Genomic DNA, 19,599 nt, shown 5'->3' with positions numbered 1-19,599 from the left:
GCTATCGGCAGTGCGGTGACACTGCCGGCGTCCAACGTTTTAGATTAATGCGATGCAGTCGATGTGCCTCAACCTTGCAGGCTGGTCGACGACAGGCTTTCAAAGAGCGGTTCCGTTCTTCCCGTGAGCTTAAGCACCAACTGCATTCGGTCAGTAATTTCCAGTTTCTGGAAAATCGAGGTCAGATGGGCTTTAACCGTCCGCTCAGTAATATTCAGATCACGAGCAATATGTTTATTGCTACCGCCTTTGACGACGGCCAGCGCCACACTACGCTCGCGTTCGGTCAGCTTTTCCAACATGGCCTGATTGAGGCGTTTATCGCCATTGAGTGCCTGCCAGGTGTTACCTACGACCTGGGCCATCAGGTTTGCCGGCACCCAAATACCGGCATTGGTGACCACCGTCGCAATCTGCTTGAGCGTCTCAACCGGGCTAAGTGCGTGAGCATAACCGCGCGCACCGGCCTGAAGTGCCTGCATGGCTTCAGCCTGGCCTGGCGTATTGGAAAGCACGACAACGGTGGCATTGACAGAAAGCGCCTTGATACGCGCCATTGCATTTTCCGTTAATGCAGGCTGGGAAGCTTCACAGACAACCCATATGACATCGACGCTTTGCGCGGCATCATCAGCGGGAAAATCTTCTTGCAGCGTTGCTTCGGGAAACGCTGCCTGCCAACGAGGCTGAAAACGCGCAGCAGGGGTTATAAAGAGGTGTTTCATCAACGTTCTCCCAATGAATTATTCCAGGCACGTAGCACCGGTTTAAGCAGGAATTCCATCACCGTTCGCTTCCCTGTCATGATGTCAACCTGAGCGGTCATGCCTGGTATCACCGCCATTTCTTCAGCGTTTATCTGCCCTTCAAGTGTGCGAACCCGCACTTGATAGAACGTATTGCCTTCTTCGTCAGTAATGGTGTCAGCGCTGATATGCTCAAGCTCTGCTTCCAACCCACCGTAAACCGCAAAATCATAAGCGGTTAACTTGACGGTAGCTGGCTGGCCTGGACGCAAAAAGGCGATGTCCTGCGGTGCAATGCGTGCCTCAACCAGTAATTGCTCATCGCTGGGTACGATGTCGATGACCTCCTGACCTGGCTGAACGACACCACCACGGGTGTTGATATAAAGGCGCTGCACCACCCCGTTAACCGGCGAACGAATTTCTGATAGCTGAACGCGATCCTGAAGGCCGGTACCTGCTTCGCTTAATGACTGGATTTCACCAATCGTATTGGCCAGGTCATTGCGCCATTCGCTTTGTCGTTCGGCACCCAGCTCACGCAGTTGGGATTCACTTTCCTCTACGGCTGCCTGCAAACGTTCGATAGCGGCATTCGCCTGATCCCGCTCCCCACGATTACGCGAGACTTCCCGTTCCAGACGCAGTATTTCCACCTCGGAGACGGCACCAGATTGCAGGAGAGGTCGCGTCAGTTGCAGTTCCTGGCTGGCCATACTCAACTCCCTTGACGCGGTATCACGGCGCAGTCGGGCTTCAAGAAGCTCTGCCTGGCGTTGTCGAATACGGTCACGCAATACGGTTTCCTGCTCGCGCAGCTCTTCACGACGGCTTTGGTAAACCTCACGTTCCTGAGCCACGGCGGAAGGTGCTTCAATCAGCAGATCCTCATCCGGTGCAAACGCCGTGTCTGTCACCAAAGCACGTAACCTTTCCGCTCTGGCACGCAGCGATTGAACCTGCGACAGGTTTTCACGGAAATCCGACACGAACCGGGTCGGGTCGATTTCCATCAATACCTGCCCCGTTTGAACCATATCCCCTTCACGCACTTTAATTTCCTGAACAACGCCGCCATCGAATGACTGCACGCGTTGCAATTGTTGAGCAGGAATAACACGGCCCTGGCCACGTGTTACTTCATCGATTTCTGCAAAGTAGGACCAGACAATCAGCGCAACAACACCGAGAAATACAGTGTAGAGAAACAGCTTGGCACGTAGCGGATCCTGCTGCATGCGTGCCCAGTCAGCGTCACTCGCCCAATCGCGATTCAAGTGTGCAGAAGTGACACGCTTGGAAAACAGCCGGTCCATAAACGGGCGAAATACTTTCCCACCCTTGGCGGTAAACCGGCCAAGGTTTTCAAAGCTTTTCTCTTCGGCGGTTTTGGAAGGTTTCTTAGCCATTAGCCAGCCCTCCCGATCTGCCCTTTGCGAAGCGCTTCCACCACTTGTTCACGTGGGCCATCAGCCACCACTTTGCCGCCATCCATAACAATAATGCGATCCACCAGTGAAAGGAGAGACGTGCGATGGGTCACCACAATCAGAGTTTTATCTGCCGCATATTGCGTCAGCTGCTTTTTCAGTCGGTCTTCACTGGCATGGTCCATGGCGCTGGAGGGCTCATCCAATAGAAGAACTTTAGGGTCATTGACCACCGCTCGCGCTATCGCCACCGCCTGACGCTGCCCACCGGAAAGCAGGCCACCCCCTTCACCTACCTGTAAATCCACCCCCTGCGGGTGCGTTCTGACCAGGTCCCCCAAGCCGCTGAGGTTGATCGCTTCAAGCAATTTTTCGTCATCAACGCCATCGATGCCGCCCCCGGCCACAATATTGTCGCGCAGGCTGCCGTAAAACAGGGTGATATCCTGAGGCACGTAACCGATATGCCGACGCAACTGCATGGGGTCGTACTGACGAATATCGACATCATCCAGCAGCACGGCACCACTGGTTGGCTGATAAAAGCCCAGCAAAAGCCGGTTCAGCGTTGATTTTCCCGAGCCAATACGCCCAATCAGCGCCACTTTCTCGCCGGGCTTGAGCCGGAAGCTGATGTCACGCAGTGCATCACGCTCTTCGTCCGGGTAGCGCAGCGACACTTTGTCGAACTGTACGTCGCCCTGCACCACCGGGCGATCAATGTAGCGTTTACCTTCGGTGCGCTCCTGCGGCTTATCCATCACCCCGTTGAGGGCTTCAAGGGCAGTGGCTGACTGGTGATATTGCGCCATTAACCCGGCCGCCTGGCTGATAGGTGCCATGGCTCGCGATGACAACAGATAAGAGGCAATCAACCCCCCTTGGGTAAGATCACCTTCGATGATCATATAAACACCGATGATGATGATAACCACCGAAACCGTGTGCTGTGCCCACAATGCAACGCTGGTAACCGAGGTACTGACCAGCCGCAGCTGAGCGGACGTGCGCGATAGAAACGCCGATGCCCGTTCCCAGTTGCCCTGCAAGCGGCTTTCACCGCGCAACGCCTTAACCGTTTCCAGACTGCCGACTGACTCAACCAGGGTGGAGTTACGCTGAGCGCTGATTCGCCAGGTTGTCTCTGAAAGCTCATGCAGCTTGCTTTGCGCCGCCATGGCATAAAGCAACACAAACACAGCCCCTATCACGATGGGAATCACCAGCGGCACCCCGATCATGGCAATAATCGCCATAAACAGCAGCACAAAGGGAAGATCAACCAGGCCAACAATGGTGGCTGAGCCAATGAAAGCCCTGACCGACTCAAATGACTGCAGCGTGGAAGTGAACGACCCCGTAGAGGCGGGCTTGGCTTCCATGCGCATGCCCAACACCCGCTGCATGATAGAGGACGTCAACTTGACGTCCGCCCGGCTAGCAGCCAGATCAACAAAGGCGTTACGCATCAAACGCAATGCCAGATCAAAGCACAGCACAATGAAAATACCCGCTGCCAGTACCCATAAGGTTTCTGTCGCAGCATTGGGCACCACGCGGTCGTAAACATTCATGACAAATAACGGCATGGCCACCGCAAACAGGTTGATCAACACCGAGCCGATGATGACATCCCGATACAGCTTGCGGTTTTCACGAATAACGCCCCAAAACCAGTGACGTTCGCGCTGTTTTTTGACTTCTGGCCCGCGGGCATCAAAGCGAAATTTCGGCCGCACATAAATCGCCTGACCGCTATAAGCTTTATCAAGGCCACTCAGGCTTATCTCGGTGGTGGCATCAGTGAGTTCGGGGAAACTGGCAATGGCTTGCCCCGTTTTGATATCGACCTGATGCAACAGACAGGCACGTCCGTCCTCCAGCAGCAGGATGACGGGAAAAAGTGCGGGGTTCAGCTGACTCAGCCGACTTTTGACGATGCGTGCGGTCAAGTCAGCGCGTGCCGCCGCGCGCCCCACCACACCCGGCGTCAGCTTGCCATCTTCAAGCGGAAGCCCTGCTCGCAAGGCTTCGCGTGTCGTGTCATGGTGGTGTACATCGGCAACGGCCAGTAAACACTCGAGGAGCTCATCCGTCTCGGATAACGTCGACGACTTACTTAGCGTTAGGTGACTTTCGTTAGACACACATACCTCAAATCAATAGCGCGGCCTGCGCCGATTAGAGCGCTCATGATGGTGTTTCACCTTCTCAAGAAGATGACCTCAAGAGAAGGCGAAACGACCTGCTAGATGCTTGTTTCTAATCAGCTACTCACAGGAAAACTGTCCTGATACCCCATTGCGTTAAGCTGCCGCCGTAAACCTGATGCATCCGCTGTTGCATCAACCTGCACACGATGAAAACCGCCACCACTGACAATTCTCGTCGGTTCGCTCAGTTGACGATCAAGCAGTGCCTGAAGCTCCCGTGCACTCGCTTTGCTATTTAAAGCAGCGACCTGAAAGTAGCGTTCTGCCTGTGACTGAGTTGCCGGAGCTGCCGGGGTTGCCGCCAAGGCTTTCTGATCATTGACTGTATTGAGTGAGCCATAGCGCTTGTTCTGACTGCCCTGCTGCGCGTCTGAGAACGTCGGCACCGCTTGTGAATTGCTGTTGGATGGCCAGTAACCCGCAGCTTCCTGCCGAGTCTCCAGGGTAATTTCGACACGGCGGTTCAGGCGACGTCCTTCAACCGTGTTGTTGGTAGCCACCGGCTGGCGGGAGCCAAAACCTTCCGTCTGAATCAAGGCACTGTTTACCCCCTGACTGACCAGAAAAGCAGCAACACTTTCTGCGCGACGACGCGACAGGGGTTCGTTGATAGCATCGCTACCGGTGATATCCGCATGCCCTGAAATGTAGATGCGAGCCAGATCGGAACGGTTGAGGATATTGCCCGCCAACTGCATTAATTCCTGCTGCGAACCCGCATTCAGCTCTGCACTATTGATGGCAAACAACGCATCCGCCGACAAGGTGACATCGGGTGCCCGTGTGGGCGCTTCTCGCATGCCGCCTACCAGATCATCCAGCGTAAAACCTGATGGTCCGTCGGTCGGGCAGATGGCTTCAGGGTCAATCTCCACACCTTGGCTATCCAGCTCGGCAAGGCTCGGAATATCCGCATTCGCCACATCAAGGGTTTGCAGCAATTGCCCCATGGAAGCCATGGTTCGTGCATCCGCTATCGCGACGTCATACACTGCATTCGCATAGGCACGGCTGGCTTCGAAAAATTCATTTTCACTGTCGAGAACATCCAGCAGAGTACGCTCACCAATATCAAACTGCTGCTGATAGGCCCCACGCACACGGTCGATGGATTGGCGGTGCTGGTTGAGATATTCCATCTGCTCACGCAGGCGCTGGGTATCGTTATAGGCAATCTGGGTCGTCTGACGGATGTTATGACAGATTAATTCACGGTTACCGACCGCTTCATCAATGCGTTCGCTGGCGGCCCGGAAAGATGCCAGGTCAGAGCCACCGCGGAACAGATTAACGCTGGCCACTAACTCGATGCTGTTTTCATCGCGGCGTCCTGGGAGCCCCGCATCACTGTTATTGTTAGAGCCTGCACGCCCTACAATATCCAGACGAGGCTGAAAACCAGCGCGGGTAACATCGCGCTGTGCACGGGTAGCTTCGATGTTCTCAATTGCCGCGTGAAATTCAGGATTCCCTTCAAAGGCCATATTGACGGCATCAGTGACAGAGGGCGGCAGGAATTGTGCCATTTCCGGTGCAGGTGCGAGGTTTTCCGCCGGCAGATCACCGACGATACGCTTGTACCGGGCAGACACATCATGAAGGTTGGACGCTTCGGTCATCAGATTGGATTCTGCCAAGGCGAGACGACCTGAAATCTGCTCAAGGTCAACACCACGGCCAGCGCCCGACAGCGTACGTTCTTCAATCTGGTTGTACACCCGCAGGTGCTCGGCGTAATTATCCTGAGCCAGACGCACAAGCTCACGATGGCGCTGCACATCTGCGTAGGCACGGGCCGCTTCCAGGGCCACCTGTTCGCTGGCATTCAGCAACTCGTAATAACGCACCAGGTGCGCGCTATTCAGGCGCTCAACCTCGTTGGCAGTGGCAAAACCGTCATACACCATCTGATTGAGTTCAATCTGCATGAAGTCAGTATCAAAACTGCCTCGGCCATCGCCTTCTATACTTTCGCGCCCCATTCCCGCCGAGGCATCCAGGGTAGGCAGAAAGCCGCCCCGCGCTTCGTCAGTATCGTACCCTGCTGCAGTAAAAGCCCGGAAAGCCGATTTTACTTGAGGATTTTGCGTGATCGTTTGCTGTACTACCCCGCGCAGGTCAGCAGACCCAGGCGCTGACATGCCGCTAGGTAACGACTGAGCGACTGCCTGAGCCAAAGGCAACAGGGTCAACCCTCCTCCCAGAAAAGCCGTTGTCGAAAGCAATGCGATCTTACGCCTTGCGGACTTAACTAGCGTATACATTGGTTGCGTATCCATTTCTAACCCCTTGTATGTCACTCAGCCGGGCCATTAATCAGCAGGACTGTTGATGAAAACCGTGTGACGAGCACACTTTACGTTTTAGCCATCAAGTTTTTTATCGTTTTATTGCCTAAATACTTGTTACTTTCTGTGCATAGCGCTAACTTAAAAACAAATTCAAGTTAATTTTTAATGCACGGCATCTTGGTAACCTGATAGCTATTACACCTTTTTATTGAGAAGCGTTGTTGATTAGCATCATGCAATTAACCAGGAAACATCAGCCTTTTTCCTTACGCCTCCCGCATGACCACTACGTCATGCAATATAACGTAACTTAATTTAACATTCCAACCAACGCCAAAAAATAATTCCTTTACGCACGGATTATTGATTTGCAGCACAGTTTTTGACCTCTAAAAAAAGCCTCGATTAAAAAATCGAGGCTTTTGAGGCATTAACAGCTTTTGCTAACGGGTATTTGCCGGGACTCACCGGAAAAAAATATAGGTCGTAACCTGACGCCGACCATGTTTCCGGCAAAGGCTGCCACCAACCATACCCAGCCATGCAGGCTCCCCGACGCAATCCCGCTGAAGTAAGCGCCAATATTGCAACCAAATGCCAAGCGGGCACCATAGCCCAGTAAAATGCCTCCTATCACGGCCGCTATCACTGAGCGCAGTGGGATCTTCAGGCTCGGTGCAAAACGTCCGGCCAAACTCGCCGCCATTAAAGCCCCCAGAATGATTCCCACATTCATCACGGTCGTAATATCACTCCAGATACTGGCTTCAAGTGCGTTAGCATTCCAGGACGACTGCCAGTAGCCCCACTGGGTCACATCACCACCGATCAACTGAAAAACCTTGGCGCCCCACAATGCAAACGCGGAGGTGATTCCCCAAGGGCGACCAGCCAGCGCCAAGGTGGCAAAATTCAATAGCGCCAGTGCTACCGCGCCAAATAGCAACGGCCAGGGGCCAGTTAACCAACGCTCGACTCCCTGCTTATTAACAGCCGTTGCCCGCTCAAGCTGGCCATGGCGACGCTTTTCCATCACCACAGTAAATACCGTAATGGCGGCAAATAACGCCAGACTGATAGCGATCCCCCCCTCGGCTCCCGCAAGCTTGACCAGCGAAACTGGGGAAAACGCTGGCAGACTTTGCCACCAGGTAAAATGCGCCGAACCGATCACCGAGCCCACAATAAAAAATACCAGCGTGATCATCATCCGGGCATTACCGCCGCCCGCAGTAAACAGGGTACCTGAAGCACAGCCCCCGCCTAACTGCATGCCAACACCAAAGATAAAAGCGCCAACCACAACTGATACGCCAATAGGCGCGACAAACCCATACACTGAGGTGCCAAATAGTGACCCCGCGCCCAGTGCCGGAAAAAACAGCACCACCGCTAACGCCAGCATCAGCATTTGAGCGCGCAACCCGCGCCCCTTGCGTTCGGTGATAAAAACCCGCCAAGCGGCGGTAAAACCAAAGGCCGCATGGTAAAGCACCACGCCCAGGAGGCCGCCCACCAGCATCAGCAGACCATTATTGGCATCAAATACCATCCCGACCAACAGCGAGCCGAGAATGATCAGAGCCCCCGCGATGAGTGCCACGCGCGACGACGGCGATGCCGGAGTAGAAAAAACAGAGGAAGAGGCAATCGACATGACAATGACCTTGGGCAATACCACTAAGAATCACCGGTTGAGGAACCGGTGCTAAAAGAAAGATTTCTGCCAGACTACCGCGAGGGTTAAATAGCGTAAAATTACTTATTCAAAGGACGTTATGCGAAAAAAGAATTAAAAATTCACCTTTTCTTTGGTGGATATCTCTTTGCTCGCTGCTACTTGCGTTTAAAAACCTGATAGAGCAAACCGCTTCCAGGGTCTGGCGGCCAGAAACAGCGGCTATCACTCCAAAGCGCTGCCTTATTTTTTAAAGCAAAAGGCCCTCCTGTCCAGAAGGGCCTTTCCATATCGCTCAATACTGATCTGATTAAATAAACCGCCCCAACCCCACCACATCACGCAGTTTATCCATGGTGACGGCGGCTTCTTCACGGGCACGCTCCGCGCCCTTCTGAAGCATGGCTTCGATATGCGCCGGATCATCCATCAAGGCATTGTAGCGCTCACGGGGTTCGCTTAAGTGCGCATTCAGATACTCAAACACCTGATTTTTAGCATCTCCCCAGCCGATACCCGCTGCATACTGATCGCGGAATGCTGCGGTTTCTGCGCTGCTGGCAAAGGCTGAGTAAATCTGGAATAGCGTGCAGGTGTCAGGGTCCTTGGGCTCGCCGGGCTCCAGGGAGTTGGTTTTGATTTTGCGTACCAGCTTCTGCAGTTTTTTCTCAGAGACAAATAGCGGAATCGTATTGTTATAGCTTTTGGACATTTTGCGACCGTCCAGGCCTTTCAATACTTCGCCCTTCTCATCGACAACCGCCTCAGGTTGAACAAAATACTGGCCTTTAAACATATGGTTGAAACGCCCTGCGATATCGCGGGCCATTTCAATATGCTGAATCTGATCACGCCCAACCGGTACTTTATTGGCGTTAAACATCAGGATATCCGCCGCCATCAGCACCGGGTAGCCGAACAGCCCCATGGTGATACCTTTATCAGGGTCCTGATTACCGGCTTCTTCATTTTCAGCAACGGCTGCTTTATAAGCATGGGCGCGGTTCATCAGCCCCTTGGCACACACGCAGGACAGCATCCACATCAGCTCAGGGATTTCCAGGATATCCGACTGGCGATAGAACATGGCATTGTCGGTATCAAGCCCCAATGCCAGCCAGGTCGCGGCAATTTCCAGGCGAGATTCCTGCACACGCTCAGGGTCCTGGCATTTGATTAACGCGTGATAATCCGCCAGAAAGTAGAATGACTGAACATTGGGATCCTGGCTGGCTTCAATCGCCGGTTTTATTGCGCCGACATAGTTGCCCAAATGCGGCGTACCGGTAGTGGTAATGCCAGTGAGAACGCGGGTTTTGCTGGTTGAATTCATGCGCTGAAGGCTCTTGGTCAAATGGCGTCATGATAACGCGACGCCTGCGCCAAGGCGACCTTACGCGCCTTTAGTAAATGACTGCCTTGCGTATTTTTTTCAAATACACCTTCTCAAATACTTCTTCTCAAATACGCTTTCGCAAGTGCGTTTTCTCAATGGCGTTTCTCAAGGGCCATCTGATCTGCGTTACAGGGAATGCCAGCGAAGTATCGGGGTGGCCGATTCGTTATCGGTCAAGGTGGTAATCACCAGGGTGCGGCTGGCCACCACCTTTTCTCTCGCCGGGTCTACCAGTTGGCTACGTAGGAGAATTACCGTGTCGACGGTGCCTGCAATCAAGGCGCCGTCTTCCACAGCGCTGAATGTTTCCCCTGGTGATGAGCAACTCCGCGCGACGCCGCTGCCATCACATTGGCGGCACTCAAGTTGAATCGCCGGATGCACTGCGCTCAAAGACGTGACAGCGCGCCAGTTGTTGTTTGCTGAGCAATCATTGATGGCGTTGTGAACCGGGCTGGCCAGCAGCTCAACAGCAGCGTCTTCGCTAGCCATCTGCACCAACGCCATCGCACGGTAGCTGGCTGCCTGCTTGTCATCCAGCAAGGTGGCATGCATCGCCGAGAGGCCAATCATGACGGCACTCGCCAGCATTACCATGACAATCACCAGTGCCACGCCACGCTGAGCGTTCATTCTTCACTGCCCGTACCAGCATGCGCCAGCGCAGCCAGTCTGTTTTGAACGTTAACCACAAAGGTTTCATAGCCTGCGCTGTTATCTGCGGTTAGGTGCAACGTCAGCTGATAACGCCCGTCACTGTTACCTTCCACCGAAAAAGCATTCGCACTGTGAAGCCCTTGAATTAACGGTTGGCTACTCACCCAACCGCCAGGCTCAATGCATTCGCTAACGTTTAGTGAGTAGCGCCCTGTCTCACTGCCGCTCAGGTAGTAGTTTTTTTGTAGCAGGGTATCCGGGCAATTCGACCAGGGGTCCCTGGGCACCGCCAACTCAAGACTGTGGGTTCCCGGCACAATGGACTGGGCATTACGCAGGTCACGAATCAGTGTATCGGCAATAAAAATCAGCACTTCCTGACGACGGCTAAGTGCTTCTACCTGTTGGAAAGTGGTCAGCATGGACAGATAAAGCTGCCCGGCACCAAGAATGATGATCCCACCAATGGCAAGCGCCACCATCAGTTCAATGAGGGAAATCCCTGTCTGGCGACTCATGGTTAACGCTCACCGAGATCAGGCAGCTGAAAGGAATAGGTGTAAGGAGCGTCCGCCTCGTTCAGCATCACTTTGATATCAAAACGACAACCAGAAGCACTGAGACTTCCCGTCAGAGAAGCCAGCGGCGTTTGACTGCCCGCAAACCAGGCGCTTTGCCAGTCAGCGCGAACGCGCGAAGATAATCCCTCGCAGTTATCTGAATCAGACGCGGCAAGTGCTGCCCAAAGCCGTTCCTGAGCATCCACTGCCGCGAGGGTCGCAACACTGCGCTGATAACTCAGCGAGGCGCTTTTTAATGCATTCAGCTGAAGTGCGGCCATTCCCAGCAGCCCGAAAGCAAGCACTACCAGAGCAACCAGCGCCTCTATCAGCCCAAAACCTGCCTGTTGTTGATGTCTTGTTGAAGACTTCGCCATGCTGCCTCCCTGCACATAGCTTTCAACCCCGCTTATTGATCCAAGCGTTGCTTATTCAACCGTTACCAGCACGCCTCAGGCCCCCGCTCACCTAAGGCATTCAAGGTAATTCCCTGAGAGCCGCCCTCTTCATTGTTACAGCCATCGCTTCGGCTGCTATCATCAAGTGTAGCGGTTAACGTGTAACCACTACCATCGCTGGACCCGATAATAGTGTAGTTGCCATCCGGCGATTCTTTTCCATCCGACGACTCCCCTGTGTAAGGAGCGCAGTCAGCGTAGGAATACTCACGCGAATAGCAGCGTTCCATTTCCGATGCGGCCTGTAACAGACCTGAATGCGCGTCGCTACGTAGCGAGCGTTCCACATAGGCGGTATAACGGGGGTAGCCGATGGCTGCCAGCAGGCTGATGATAGCCACAACAATAAGCAGCTCGATCAGCGTGAAGCCGCGCTGAGAATGCTTAATACGGCAGGCGGGAGGGAGTAAGGATGACACAGGGCACTCCATAATCTGCTTGATAGGGTGCTGGCAGTATGTCGCAAAGCCATACGCTTTGCATCATGCCCCGTGTTGGCTGGTTTAACTACTGGCGATGACGCGTTCACGCAGCTCACTCGGCATGGAAAACGTGATATTTTCTTCACGCCCCTGCAGTTCAACAGGCACCTCGGCGCCCAGTGCCTGCAGCTTTTCTATCACGCCTTTTACCAGCACTTCCGGTGCGCTGGCACCCGCAGTGACACCAATGCGGCTAACGTTTTCCAGCCATGCCGGTTTGATCTGGTCAGCATTATCGATGAGATAAGCCGGTGTGCCCATGCGTTCGGAAAGCTCACGCAAACGGTTGGAGTTGGAGCTATTGGGGCTGCCGACGACCAGGACCAAATCGCTATCTGCCGCCAGTTCACGCACCGCATCCTGGCGGTTTTGCGTGGCATAGCAGATATCATCTTTGCGTGGGCCCTGAATGTCCGGGAATTTTTCCCGCAGGGCATCAATCACCTTGGCGGTGTCATCCATGGAAAGCGTGGTCTGGGTGACAAACGACAGCGTTGATGGATTATTGACCACCAGATTGTCCACATCCTGCTCATCCTCGACCAGGTAGATATGGCCGCCGTGCGACGTATCATAACGCCCCATGGTACCTTCAACTTCCGGATGGCCTTCGTGACCGATCAGAATGCACTCCTGGCCGCGTTTGGCGTAACGCAACACTTCCATATGCACTTTTGTCACCAGCGGGCAGGTCGCATCAAAGACCTTGAGACCACGCTGCTCGGCATCCTGCTGCACGGCGCGTGAAACCCCGTGAGCCGAGAAAATCACGATCACGTCATCCGGCACTTCATGCAACTCTTCAACAAACACCGCGCCACGTTCGCGCAATGTTTCCACGACAAAGCGGTTATGAACCACCTCGTGGCGCACGTAGATTGGCGGGCCGAAGACATCAAGCGCGCGATTGACGATGTCGATGGCGCGATCCACACCTGCACAGAAACCGCGCGGATTGGCCAACTTGATCTGAACGGGTTGTGTTGGCTGAGATGACTCTGATGACTGCATAAAAGTGCCTTGATGCAACATGCATCGCCTGTTAAATGAAACGAGCTAGTGTTTAGTGGAAGGTGTCACGTTCAGCACTTCCACTTCAAACGTCAAGGTGCGACCCGCCAGCGGATGATTAAAGTCTACCTCAACACGGTCGCCCTCAATCGTTTTGACCACGCCAGGCAATTCCGTTCCCGCTTTATCGGCAAATGACATCACCATACCGATTTCGGGTTCTTCATCACCGAAGTCTTCACGCTTGAGCGTTTGAATATTCTGCGAATTATGCTGGCCAAACGCATGTTCCGGGGTAATCTGGAACGTTCCGCTCTGGCCCGACGCCATCCCTTTAATCGGGTGCTCAAACCCAGGCGGCAAGTTGCCATCGCCATACTGAAACGTTGCAGGGGCTTTCTCTTTAGTGGAATCCACTACCGTGCCATCTTCCAGCTTCAGCGTGAAGTGCAGGGTAATTTCCATACCGTCGTCGATCAGGTAATCCATGGTTGCTCACTCATCACTTGTTGGCCTGGTGTTGGCTAGGGGCTGTTGACACTTCATTCGCGCTACTGGTGCGCGGCGTTCCTGCGACGTCGATCTCCCATCACCGATTCCCATATCAGCCCGATAGCGCCAAGGGTAATGCCGATATCCGCAATATTAAAGGCGGGGTAGTACCAGCCAGCGACATGAAAGGATAAAAAGTCCACCACATAGCCATGTACCAAACGGTCATACAGGTTGCCTATGGCGCCGCCAATTATCAGCGGCAACGCCACAGCCAGGAGTTTTTCGTCTGCCTTTATACGCGAAAGCCAGACGGTTAAACCAATGCTCGCACCCACAGCAATAATGGCAAAAAACCAGCGTTGCCAACCAGGATGATCGGCCAGAAAGCTAAACGCAGCACCAGTGTTATGCAGCAGCGTCAGGTTGAAAAACGGCAGCACCTCAACCGGCTGTGCATAACTTAAAAAGTGGCTGGCGGTATATTTGGTCAGCAGGTCCAACACAATCACTGCCACTGCCAGCCACAACCAGCGCAGCGGCCGCCGCATGGGCGGCTGCTGGTGTGGTTCATGGGTGGTTGACGCTGCCTTAGGCATAGTAACGAATCTCGCCGCTGCCTTCGGGCAGGTTACTGATGCAACGACCGCACAGGTCCGGATGTCCAGCATGAGTGCCCACATCGGCACGATGATGCCAGCAGCGCTCGCATTTCTGATGCTCACTGCTGCTGACCGCCACTTTCAGGCCTTCAAGCTCGGTGCTTTCTGCGTTCGCGGCATCCGCGAGCGGCGCGAGATGCACGTCACTGGTGAGCATCACAAAGCGCAGTTCGTCGCCCAGCTTGGCAAGCATGGCATTCAGTTCATCGCTGACGTAAAGCGTGACTTCTGCCGCCAGGCTCCCCTTGATGACCTTGGCATTACGCGCGTCTTCCAGGCACTTGTTTACCGAATGCTTGACTTCCAGCACCTGCTCCCAGAAGGCACGGCCCATGTCGGCATCATCCGCCAGGGTTCCAAGGCCCGTGTAGTACGTTTCCAGCAATACGCTATCGCCACGTTCACCAGGGATATGCTCGTAAATCTCTTCGGCGGTGAACGACAGAATCGGCGCGATCCAGCGGCTCAATGCTTCAACCACATGATAAAGCGCGGTTTGCGCGCTGCGGCGAGCGAGCGAATCCGTTTGGGTCGTGTACTGGCGATCTTTGATGACATCCAGGTAGAAGCCGCCCAGCTCCCGAGCGCAGAAACCATGCACCTGCTGGTACACGTCAAGGAAACGGTACTCCTCAAAGGCTTTTTCGATACGCCCCTGCAGCTGTGCGGCCCGATCGACCACCCACTGATCCAGCGCGAGCATATCGCCAAAGGCGACTTGATCTCTGGCGGGATCAAAGCCATTCAGGTTAGAAAGCAGAAAGCGCGCTGTGTTACGGATACGGCGATACACATCGGCGGTGCGCTTGAGGATTTCATCGGACACCGCCATTTCACCGGAGTAGTCGGTCGAGGCTACCCACAGACGCAGAATGTCGGCACCCAGCTTATCCATCACGCTTTGTGGCGCGACCACGTTACCCAGCGACTTGGACTGTTTACGGCCCTGTGAGTCGACGGTGAAACCGTGGGTAAGCAGCTGGCGATACGGCGCATGACCATCAATGGCCGCGCCTGTCAGCAGCGAGGAATGGAACCAGCCACGGTGCTGATCCGAGCCTTCCAGGTACAGGTCGGCACGCGGTCCACTTTCATGCCCATGAGAGTGCGAGCCGCGCAGTACATGGCGATGGGTGGTACCTGAGTCAAACCACACATCCAGCGTATCGGTGACTTTGTCGTAGTCGGCGGCTTCTGCGCCTAACAGCTCAGCCGGGTCGAGTTTGAACCAGGCGTCAATGCCCTCCTGCTCGACGCGCTTGGCCGCTTCTTCCATCAGCGCAACCGTATTCGGGTGCAGCTCGCCGGTTTGTTTATGCAGGAAGAACGGAATCGGCACGCCCCAGTTACGCTGGCGAGAGATACACCAGTCTGGGCGGTTAGCGATCATGCTGTGCAAGCGCGCCTTGCCCCAGGCGGGTGTGAATTCTGTGGCTTCAATGCCTTCCAGGGCACGCTCGCGCAGGGTCTTGCCGTCTTTACCCTTAATATCCATGCCCACAAACCACTGGGCGGTGGCACGGTAAATCACCGGCGTTTTATGACGCCAGCAGTGCATATAGCTGTGCGTGATCGGCGTATGCGCCATCAGTGCGTTGACCTCACGCAGTTTCTCAACGATATGCGGGTTGGCTTTCCAGATCATCTGGCCGCCAAAGAACGGCAGGTCATCGGCGTAGACACCATTGCCCTGCACCGGGTTGAGCATGTCGTCAAAGCTCATGCCATGCTCGCGGCAGGTGATAAAGTCATCCATGCCGTAGGAAGGTGCGGAGTGAACGACGCCAGTGCTACCCACTTCTGATTCCACGTAATCCGCCAGATACACCGGCGAAAGACGGTCGTAAAACGGGTGACGGAAATTGATCAAGTCCAGCGCCTTACCTTGCGCGGTGGCAACCACGCTGCCTGTCAGCCCATAACGCTCTAAACAGCTTTCCACCAGCTCTTCTGCGAGCAGCAGCAGGCGTTCACCGGTATCCACCAGCGCGTAGGTAAATTCAGGATGAACGTTCAACGCCTGGTTAGCGGGAATGGTCCAGGGCGTGGTGGTCCAGATCACGATCGCGGCAGGCTTCGTCAGCTCGCTCAACCCGAAGGCAGCGGCCAGCTTATCGGCATCTTCTACCGGGAAAGCGACGTCGATAGCATCGGACTTTTTGTCAGCGTATTCGACTTCCGCTTCAGCCAGGGCCGAGCCACAATCAAAACACCAGTTAACCGGCTTTAAGCCTTTGAACACATAACCCGCATCGACCATTTGCGCCAACGCACGGATTTCACCCGCCTCATTGGCGTAATCCATGGAACGGTACGGGTGATCCCAGTCACCGATAATCCCCAGACGCACAAAGTCGGCCAGCTGGGTTTCGATCTGAGCACCGGCATATTCACGACACAGATCGCGGGCTTTATCGGCCGCGAGATGTTTGCCATGTGTCGTTTCCACCTTGTGTTCGATCGGCAGGCCGTGGCAATCCCAGCCTGGCACATAAGGGGCATCAAAGCCTGCCAGGTTCTTTGACTTGACAATAATATCTTTAAGAATCTTATTGAGGGCGTGACCGATATGGATACTGCCGTTGGCATAGGGAGGGCCATCGTGCAGAACAAACAGCGGCGCGCCAGCGCGGGTGTCGCGCAGGCGCTGATACAGGTTCATATCCTGCCATTTTGAAACGCGCCCTGGTTCCTGCTTCGGCAGCATGCCGCGCATGGGAAAGTCGGTTTCTGGCAAGTTCAGCGTGTGCTTATAATCCATAGTCCGGTCAGCCGTCGTTAGCATCGGCGGCGTTATCCGCCGAAGAGAAATCAGAAAAAGCCGTCTCACGCCCAAGCGGGGCCGAGGCCAGCGGAAGAGAATTCATGCTGCCAGCATTCGCCGCCGCAAAGTAACGGTGCGCCCTGGCTTGATCGTGTTCAATTTGCGTTTTTAACGCCTCAAAATCGTCAAACTTCACTTCCCCTCGCAACTTTGCGCAAGGGTAAGCGGTCAGCCGTTGGCCATACAGATCACCTGAAAAATCAAACAGATGAACTTCCAGTGTGGGGCGCTCTGCCCCTACCGTAGGCCGAAACCCGACATTCGCCACCGCCGGGTAACGCTGCCCGTTTGAAAGCTCCGCGACCACCGCAAACACACCGCGCAGCGTTAACGGCTGGGGCAGCAGAGGCAGGTTAGCGGTAGGCACGCCGATGGTGCGCCCTAGCTGCTGGTCACGAACCACACGGCCATGCAGCGAATAAGGCCTGCCCAGCAAACGTGCGGCGACTTTAAAGTTGCCGCTGGCCAGCAGAGTGCGCACCCGCGAACTGGATACCCGTTCGTCATCGACCTTAAAAGTCCGCGTATTTTCGACGCCGAACCCTTGTGCCTGCCCGACGTTTTCAAGCAAGTTGAAATCACCACGCCGATCACAACCAAAGCGGAAATCGTCGCCCACCACCAGGTGTTTGACGCCCAGACCCTTAATCAGCACCTGGTCGATAAACTCTCGGCCCGTCAGGCTTCGCAACGCATCGTTAAACGGCAGGCAAAGCACCTGTTCAGCGCCGTGATCGCGCAGCAGGCGTACTTTTTCACGCAGGCGAGTCAGCCGCGGTGGTGCCTGATCACCGGCAAAAAACTCCCGCGGCTGAGGTTCAAACACCACCACGGTCAAGGACACATTCAGGCGTGCCGAATGCTCACGGCACTGCTGCAGGATCGCCTGATGGCCGCGGTGCACACCATCAAAATTACCAATGGTAGCAACGCAGCCACGATGAGCCGCTCTCAGATTGTGCAGACCTCGTATGACGTGCATGGCACCTCTTTTTTAAAAGCCTTTTTTAAAAGCCTTTGCCGTTTAAAGCACTTGCCGTTTTAAAGGCGTTTGATTATAACGAACGCACTGCTCAGGTGCAGGCAAAGATTATATTCGCCTGGCCTTAACTGTTCATCTTAAAGTGGCGAAGCCGCAGGCCAAACGCTGCCAGCCAGACAAAGTAAAGCCCGCCACCCAGCGCAATCAATCCTGTGACCCAGTAAATTCGCTGCCACAGCCCAAAATCAAGCCATGCCTGCCAGTCAGGGGACACGTTATACAGCGCAATACTCATCAGTGCACTCCCCCCCACCAGCTGAACGGCATAGCGCCCCCACCCCGGCTGGAAAATCAGCACTTTTTGCCGGTAAAGCAGATACCCTAATAGCCCGGCATTCAAAAAGGCGGATAGCGCGGTGGCAAGCGCCAGACCGGCATGGGCTAACGGCCAAATCAGCAGCAGGTTGAACACCATGTTAGCGACCATGGCAATAATGCCCACTTTGACGGGCGTTTTCGTGTCCTGACGCGCAAAAAAGCCCGGTGCCAACACCTTGATCAACATAAACGCCACCAGCCCGAAGGCGTAGGCGCGCAAACTCATGGCTGCCATCTGGATATCGTTGTCGGTCATTGCCCCGTAATGGAACAGGGTAATCAGAAACGGCTCGGCCAAAACGGCCAGCGCCAGCGCAGCGGGGACACCCAGCAGCAGTACCACGCGGATGGCCCAGTCCAGCATCGCGGAAAAGTGCTCGGTGGATTGCTCCGCATGACGCTTGGAAAGCGCTGGTAGAATAATCGTGCCAATTGCCACGCCAAACACCCCAAGCGGCAGCTCAACCAGGCGGTCCGAATAGTAAAGCCAGGAAACGCTGCCCGCCGTCAGCAGCGAGGCCAATACCGTATCCAGCAGCAGGTTAATCTGCGATACCGACACCCCAAACAGCGCCGGAGCCATCAGTTTTAGAATCCGCTTCACCCCGTCGTGGGCGAAATTAGGCCACGGGGTTGGAAGCAGCCCCAGGCGCAGCAGAAACGGCACCTGAAACGCAAGCTGCGCCGCGCCGGCAATCAGCACACCCCAGGCCAGCGCCATGGCGGGCTCTTCCATCAGCGGCATCAGCAGCAGGGCTGCACCAATCAGCGAAATGTTCAGCAATACCGGGGTAAAGGCAGGCACCGCAAAGCGGTTCCAGGTGTTCAGCACGCTCCCCGAAAAGGCGGTTAACGAGATCAACAGCAAATAAGGGAACGTCAGGCGTAGCATATCGGCGGTCATCGCCAGTTTTTCAGGGTCGCGCCCGAAACCGGGGGCGAACACCCACACCAACCAGGGGGCGCCCAGCATCGCTAATGCCGTAATGAGCGCCAGAATGGCCGTCAAACTGCCCGCGACCGCATTCAGCAGCTCGCGAATCTCCTGCTTGCTACGTTGGGTAGAATACTCCGACAACACCGGCACGAAGGCCTGGTTAAACGCCCCTTCGGCAAACAAACGACGCAGAAAGTTAGGGATCTTGAACGCAACAAAGAACGCATCCGAGCCGTCGCCCGCCCCGAGAAACGTCGCCACCACCACATCGCGCACCAGCCCCATCACACGCGATAGCATGGTCATGGCACTGACCACTAATCCAGAACGCATCAGCCCTCGGCGCGGAGGCGATATATTGGTTTGCGGTGGTGTGTTAGCTGTCATCATCCATTCCATGCA

General features: G+C 54.9%; 16 protein-coding genes. All 16 read right to left on the bottom strand.

Features of this window, described 5'->3' with window-relative positions; genetic code table 11:
- Window positions 1-68: 68 nt before the first annotated feature.
- Complete coding sequence (locus ACU6TU_RS01970) at window positions 69-725, bottom strand: response regulator transcription factor (RefSeq protein WP_447142924.1); 657 nt, start codon at window positions 723-725, stop codon at window positions 69-71.
- On the bottom strand, window positions 725-2,155 hold the full coding sequence (locus tag ACU6TU_RS01965) for an HlyD family type I secretion periplasmic adaptor subunit (RefSeq protein ID WP_447142923.1): 1,431 nt from the start codon (window positions 2,153-2,155) through the stop codon (window positions 725-727). The genes ACU6TU_RS01970 and ACU6TU_RS01965 overlap by 1 nt, the downstream gene beginning before the upstream one ends.
- Entirely contained in the window at window positions 2,155-4,323 is a 2,169-nt protein-coding gene (locus tag ACU6TU_RS01960) for a type I secretion system permease/ATPase (RefSeq protein WP_447142922.1), read from the bottom strand. The genes ACU6TU_RS01965 and ACU6TU_RS01960 overlap by 1 nt, the downstream gene beginning before the upstream one ends.
- Window positions 4,324-4,442: 119 nt before the next feature.
- The gene (locus tag ACU6TU_RS01955; protein ID WP_447142921.1) at window positions 4,443-6,668 is read right to left on the bottom strand and encodes a TolC family outer membrane protein; all 2,226 of its coding nucleotides are present in this window, start codon (window positions 6,666-6,668) and stop codon (window positions 4,443-4,445) included.
- A 442-nt stretch (window positions 6,669-7,110) separates the two neighbouring features.
- A complete protein-coding gene (locus ACU6TU_RS01950; protein ID WP_447142920.1) occupies window positions 7,111-8,337 on the bottom strand; it encodes a YeeE/YedE family protein in 1,227 nt (408 codons plus the stop codon).
- A 331-nt stretch (window positions 8,338-8,668) separates the two neighbouring features.
- Window positions 8,669-9,691: a tryptophan--tRNA ligase gene (locus ACU6TU_RS01945; protein WP_447142919.1), complete on the bottom strand. Its 1,023-nt coding sequence runs from the start codon at window positions 9,689-9,691 to the stop codon at window positions 8,669-8,671.
- 189 nt (window positions 9,692-9,880) lie between these two features.
- Window positions 9,881-10,387 carry a pilus assembly PilX family protein gene (locus ACU6TU_RS01940; protein WP_447142918.1) on the bottom strand — a complete coding sequence of 169 codons (507 nt, stop codon included), beginning with the start codon at window positions 10,385-10,387 and terminating at the stop codon, window positions 9,881-9,883.
- Window positions 10,384-10,929 (bottom strand): PilW family protein, encoded by a 546-nt coding sequence (locus tag ACU6TU_RS01935; RefSeq protein ID WP_447142917.1) that lies wholly within the window; start codon window positions 10,927-10,929, stop codon window positions 10,384-10,386. Before ACU6TU_RS01935 ends, ACU6TU_RS01940 begins: the two co-directional genes overlap by 4 nt.
- A gap of 2 nt (window positions 10,930-10,931) precedes the next feature.
- Complete coding sequence (gene pilV / locus ACU6TU_RS01930) at window positions 10,932-11,348, bottom strand: type IV pilus modification protein PilV (RefSeq protein ID WP_447142916.1); 417 nt, start codon at window positions 11,346-11,348, stop codon at window positions 10,932-10,934.
- 62 nt (window positions 11,349-11,410) lie between these two features.
- Complete coding sequence (locus ACU6TU_RS01925; RefSeq protein ID WP_447142915.1) at window positions 11,411-11,848, bottom strand: type IV pilin protein; 438 nt, start codon at window positions 11,846-11,848, stop codon at window positions 11,411-11,413.
- An 84-nt stretch (window positions 11,849-11,932) separates the two neighbouring features.
- Entirely contained in the window at window positions 11,933-12,922 is a 990-nt protein-coding gene (ispH, locus tag ACU6TU_RS01920) for a 4-hydroxy-3-methylbut-2-enyl diphosphate reductase (protein ID WP_447142914.1), read from the bottom strand.
- A 45-nt stretch (window positions 12,923-12,967) separates the two neighbouring features.
- Window positions 12,968-13,411, bottom strand: a complete 444-nt coding sequence (gene fkpB / locus ACU6TU_RS01915) for an FKBP-type peptidyl-prolyl cis-trans isomerase (RefSeq protein ID WP_447142913.1) — start codon at window positions 13,409-13,411, stop codon at window positions 12,968-12,970.
- Between the two features lie 62 nt (window positions 13,412-13,473).
- Window positions 13,474-14,013: a signal peptidase II gene (gene lspA, locus ACU6TU_RS01910; protein ID WP_447142912.1), complete on the bottom strand. Its 540-nt coding sequence runs from the start codon at window positions 14,011-14,013 to the stop codon at window positions 13,474-13,476.
- The gene (gene ileS, locus ACU6TU_RS01905; RefSeq protein ID WP_447142911.1) at window positions 14,006-16,837 is read right to left on the bottom strand and encodes an isoleucine--tRNA ligase; all 2,832 of its coding nucleotides are present in this window, start codon (window positions 16,835-16,837) and stop codon (window positions 14,006-14,008) included. The genes lspA and ileS overlap by 8 nt, the downstream gene beginning before the upstream one ends.
- Before the next feature lie 7 nt (window positions 16,838-16,844).
- Window positions 16,845-17,882, bottom strand: coding sequence for a bifunctional riboflavin kinase/FAD synthetase (gene ribF, locus ACU6TU_RS01900; protein ID WP_447142910.1), 1,038 nt, complete (start codon window positions 17,880-17,882; stop codon window positions 16,845-16,847).
- A 124-nt stretch (window positions 17,883-18,006) separates the two neighbouring features.
- Entirely contained in the window at window positions 18,007-19,584 is a 1,578-nt protein-coding gene (murJ, locus tag ACU6TU_RS01895; protein ID WP_447142909.1) for a murein biosynthesis integral membrane protein MurJ, read from the bottom strand.
- Window positions 19,585-19,599: the final 15 nt, after the last annotated feature.

The sequence above is a fragment of the Halomonas sp. LS-001 genome (assembly GCF_052983955.1).
Note: the sequence above shows the minus strand (reverse complement) of the source record. Positions and strands in the feature narration are given on the sequence as shown.

Excerpts from the sequence above, each read along its gene's own strand:
- ileS (WP_447142911.1), bottom strand. The coding sequence starts at position 16,837 with ATGGATTATAAGCACACGCTGAACTTGCCAGAAACCGACTTTCCCATG.
- murJ (WP_447142909.1), bottom strand. The coding sequence starts at position 19,584 with ATGACAGCTAACACACCACCGCAAACCAATATATCGCCTCCGCGCCGA.
- fkpB (WP_447142913.1), bottom strand. The coding sequence starts at position 13,411 with ATGGATTACCTGATCGACGACGGTATGGAAATTACCCTGCACTTCACG.
- ACU6TU_RS01935 (WP_447142917.1), bottom strand. The coding sequence starts at position 10,929 with ATGAGTCGCCAGACAGGGATTTCCCTCATTGAACTGATGGTGGCGCTT.
- ribF (WP_447142910.1), bottom strand. The coding sequence starts at position 17,882 with ATGCACGTCATACGAGGTCTGCACAATCTGAGAGCGGCTCATCGTGGC.
- ispH (WP_447142914.1), bottom strand. The coding sequence starts at position 12,922 with ATGCAGTCATCAGAGTCATCTCAGCCAACACAACCCGTTCAGATCAAG.
- ACU6TU_RS01945 (WP_447142919.1), bottom strand. The coding sequence starts at position 9,691 with ATGAATTCAACCAGCAAAACCCGCGTTCTCACTGGCATTACCACTACC.
- ACU6TU_RS01955 (WP_447142921.1), bottom strand. The coding sequence starts at position 6,668 with ATGGATACGCAACCAATGTATACGCTAGTTAAGTCCGCAAGGCGTAAG.
- pilV (WP_447142916.1), bottom strand. The coding sequence starts at position 11,348 with ATGGCGAAGTCTTCAACAAGACATCAACAACAGGCAGGTTTTGGGCTG.
- lspA (WP_447142912.1), bottom strand. The coding sequence starts at position 14,013 with ATGCCTAAGGCAGCGTCAACCACCCATGAACCACACCAGCAGCCGCCC.
- ACU6TU_RS01950 (WP_447142920.1), bottom strand. The coding sequence starts at position 8,337 with ATGTCGATTGCCTCTTCCTCTGTTTTTTCTACTCCGGCATCGCCGTCG.
- ACU6TU_RS01965 (WP_447142923.1), bottom strand. The coding sequence starts at position 2,155 with ATGGCTAAGAAACCTTCCAAAACCGCCGAAGAGAAAAGCTTTGAAAAC.
- ACU6TU_RS01970 (WP_447142924.1), bottom strand. The coding sequence starts at position 725 with ATGAAACACCTCTTTATAACCCCTGCTGCGCGTTTTCAGCCTCGTTGG.
- ACU6TU_RS01940 (WP_447142918.1), bottom strand. The coding sequence starts at position 10,387 with ATGAACGCTCAGCGTGGCGTGGCACTGGTGATTGTCATGGTAATGCTG.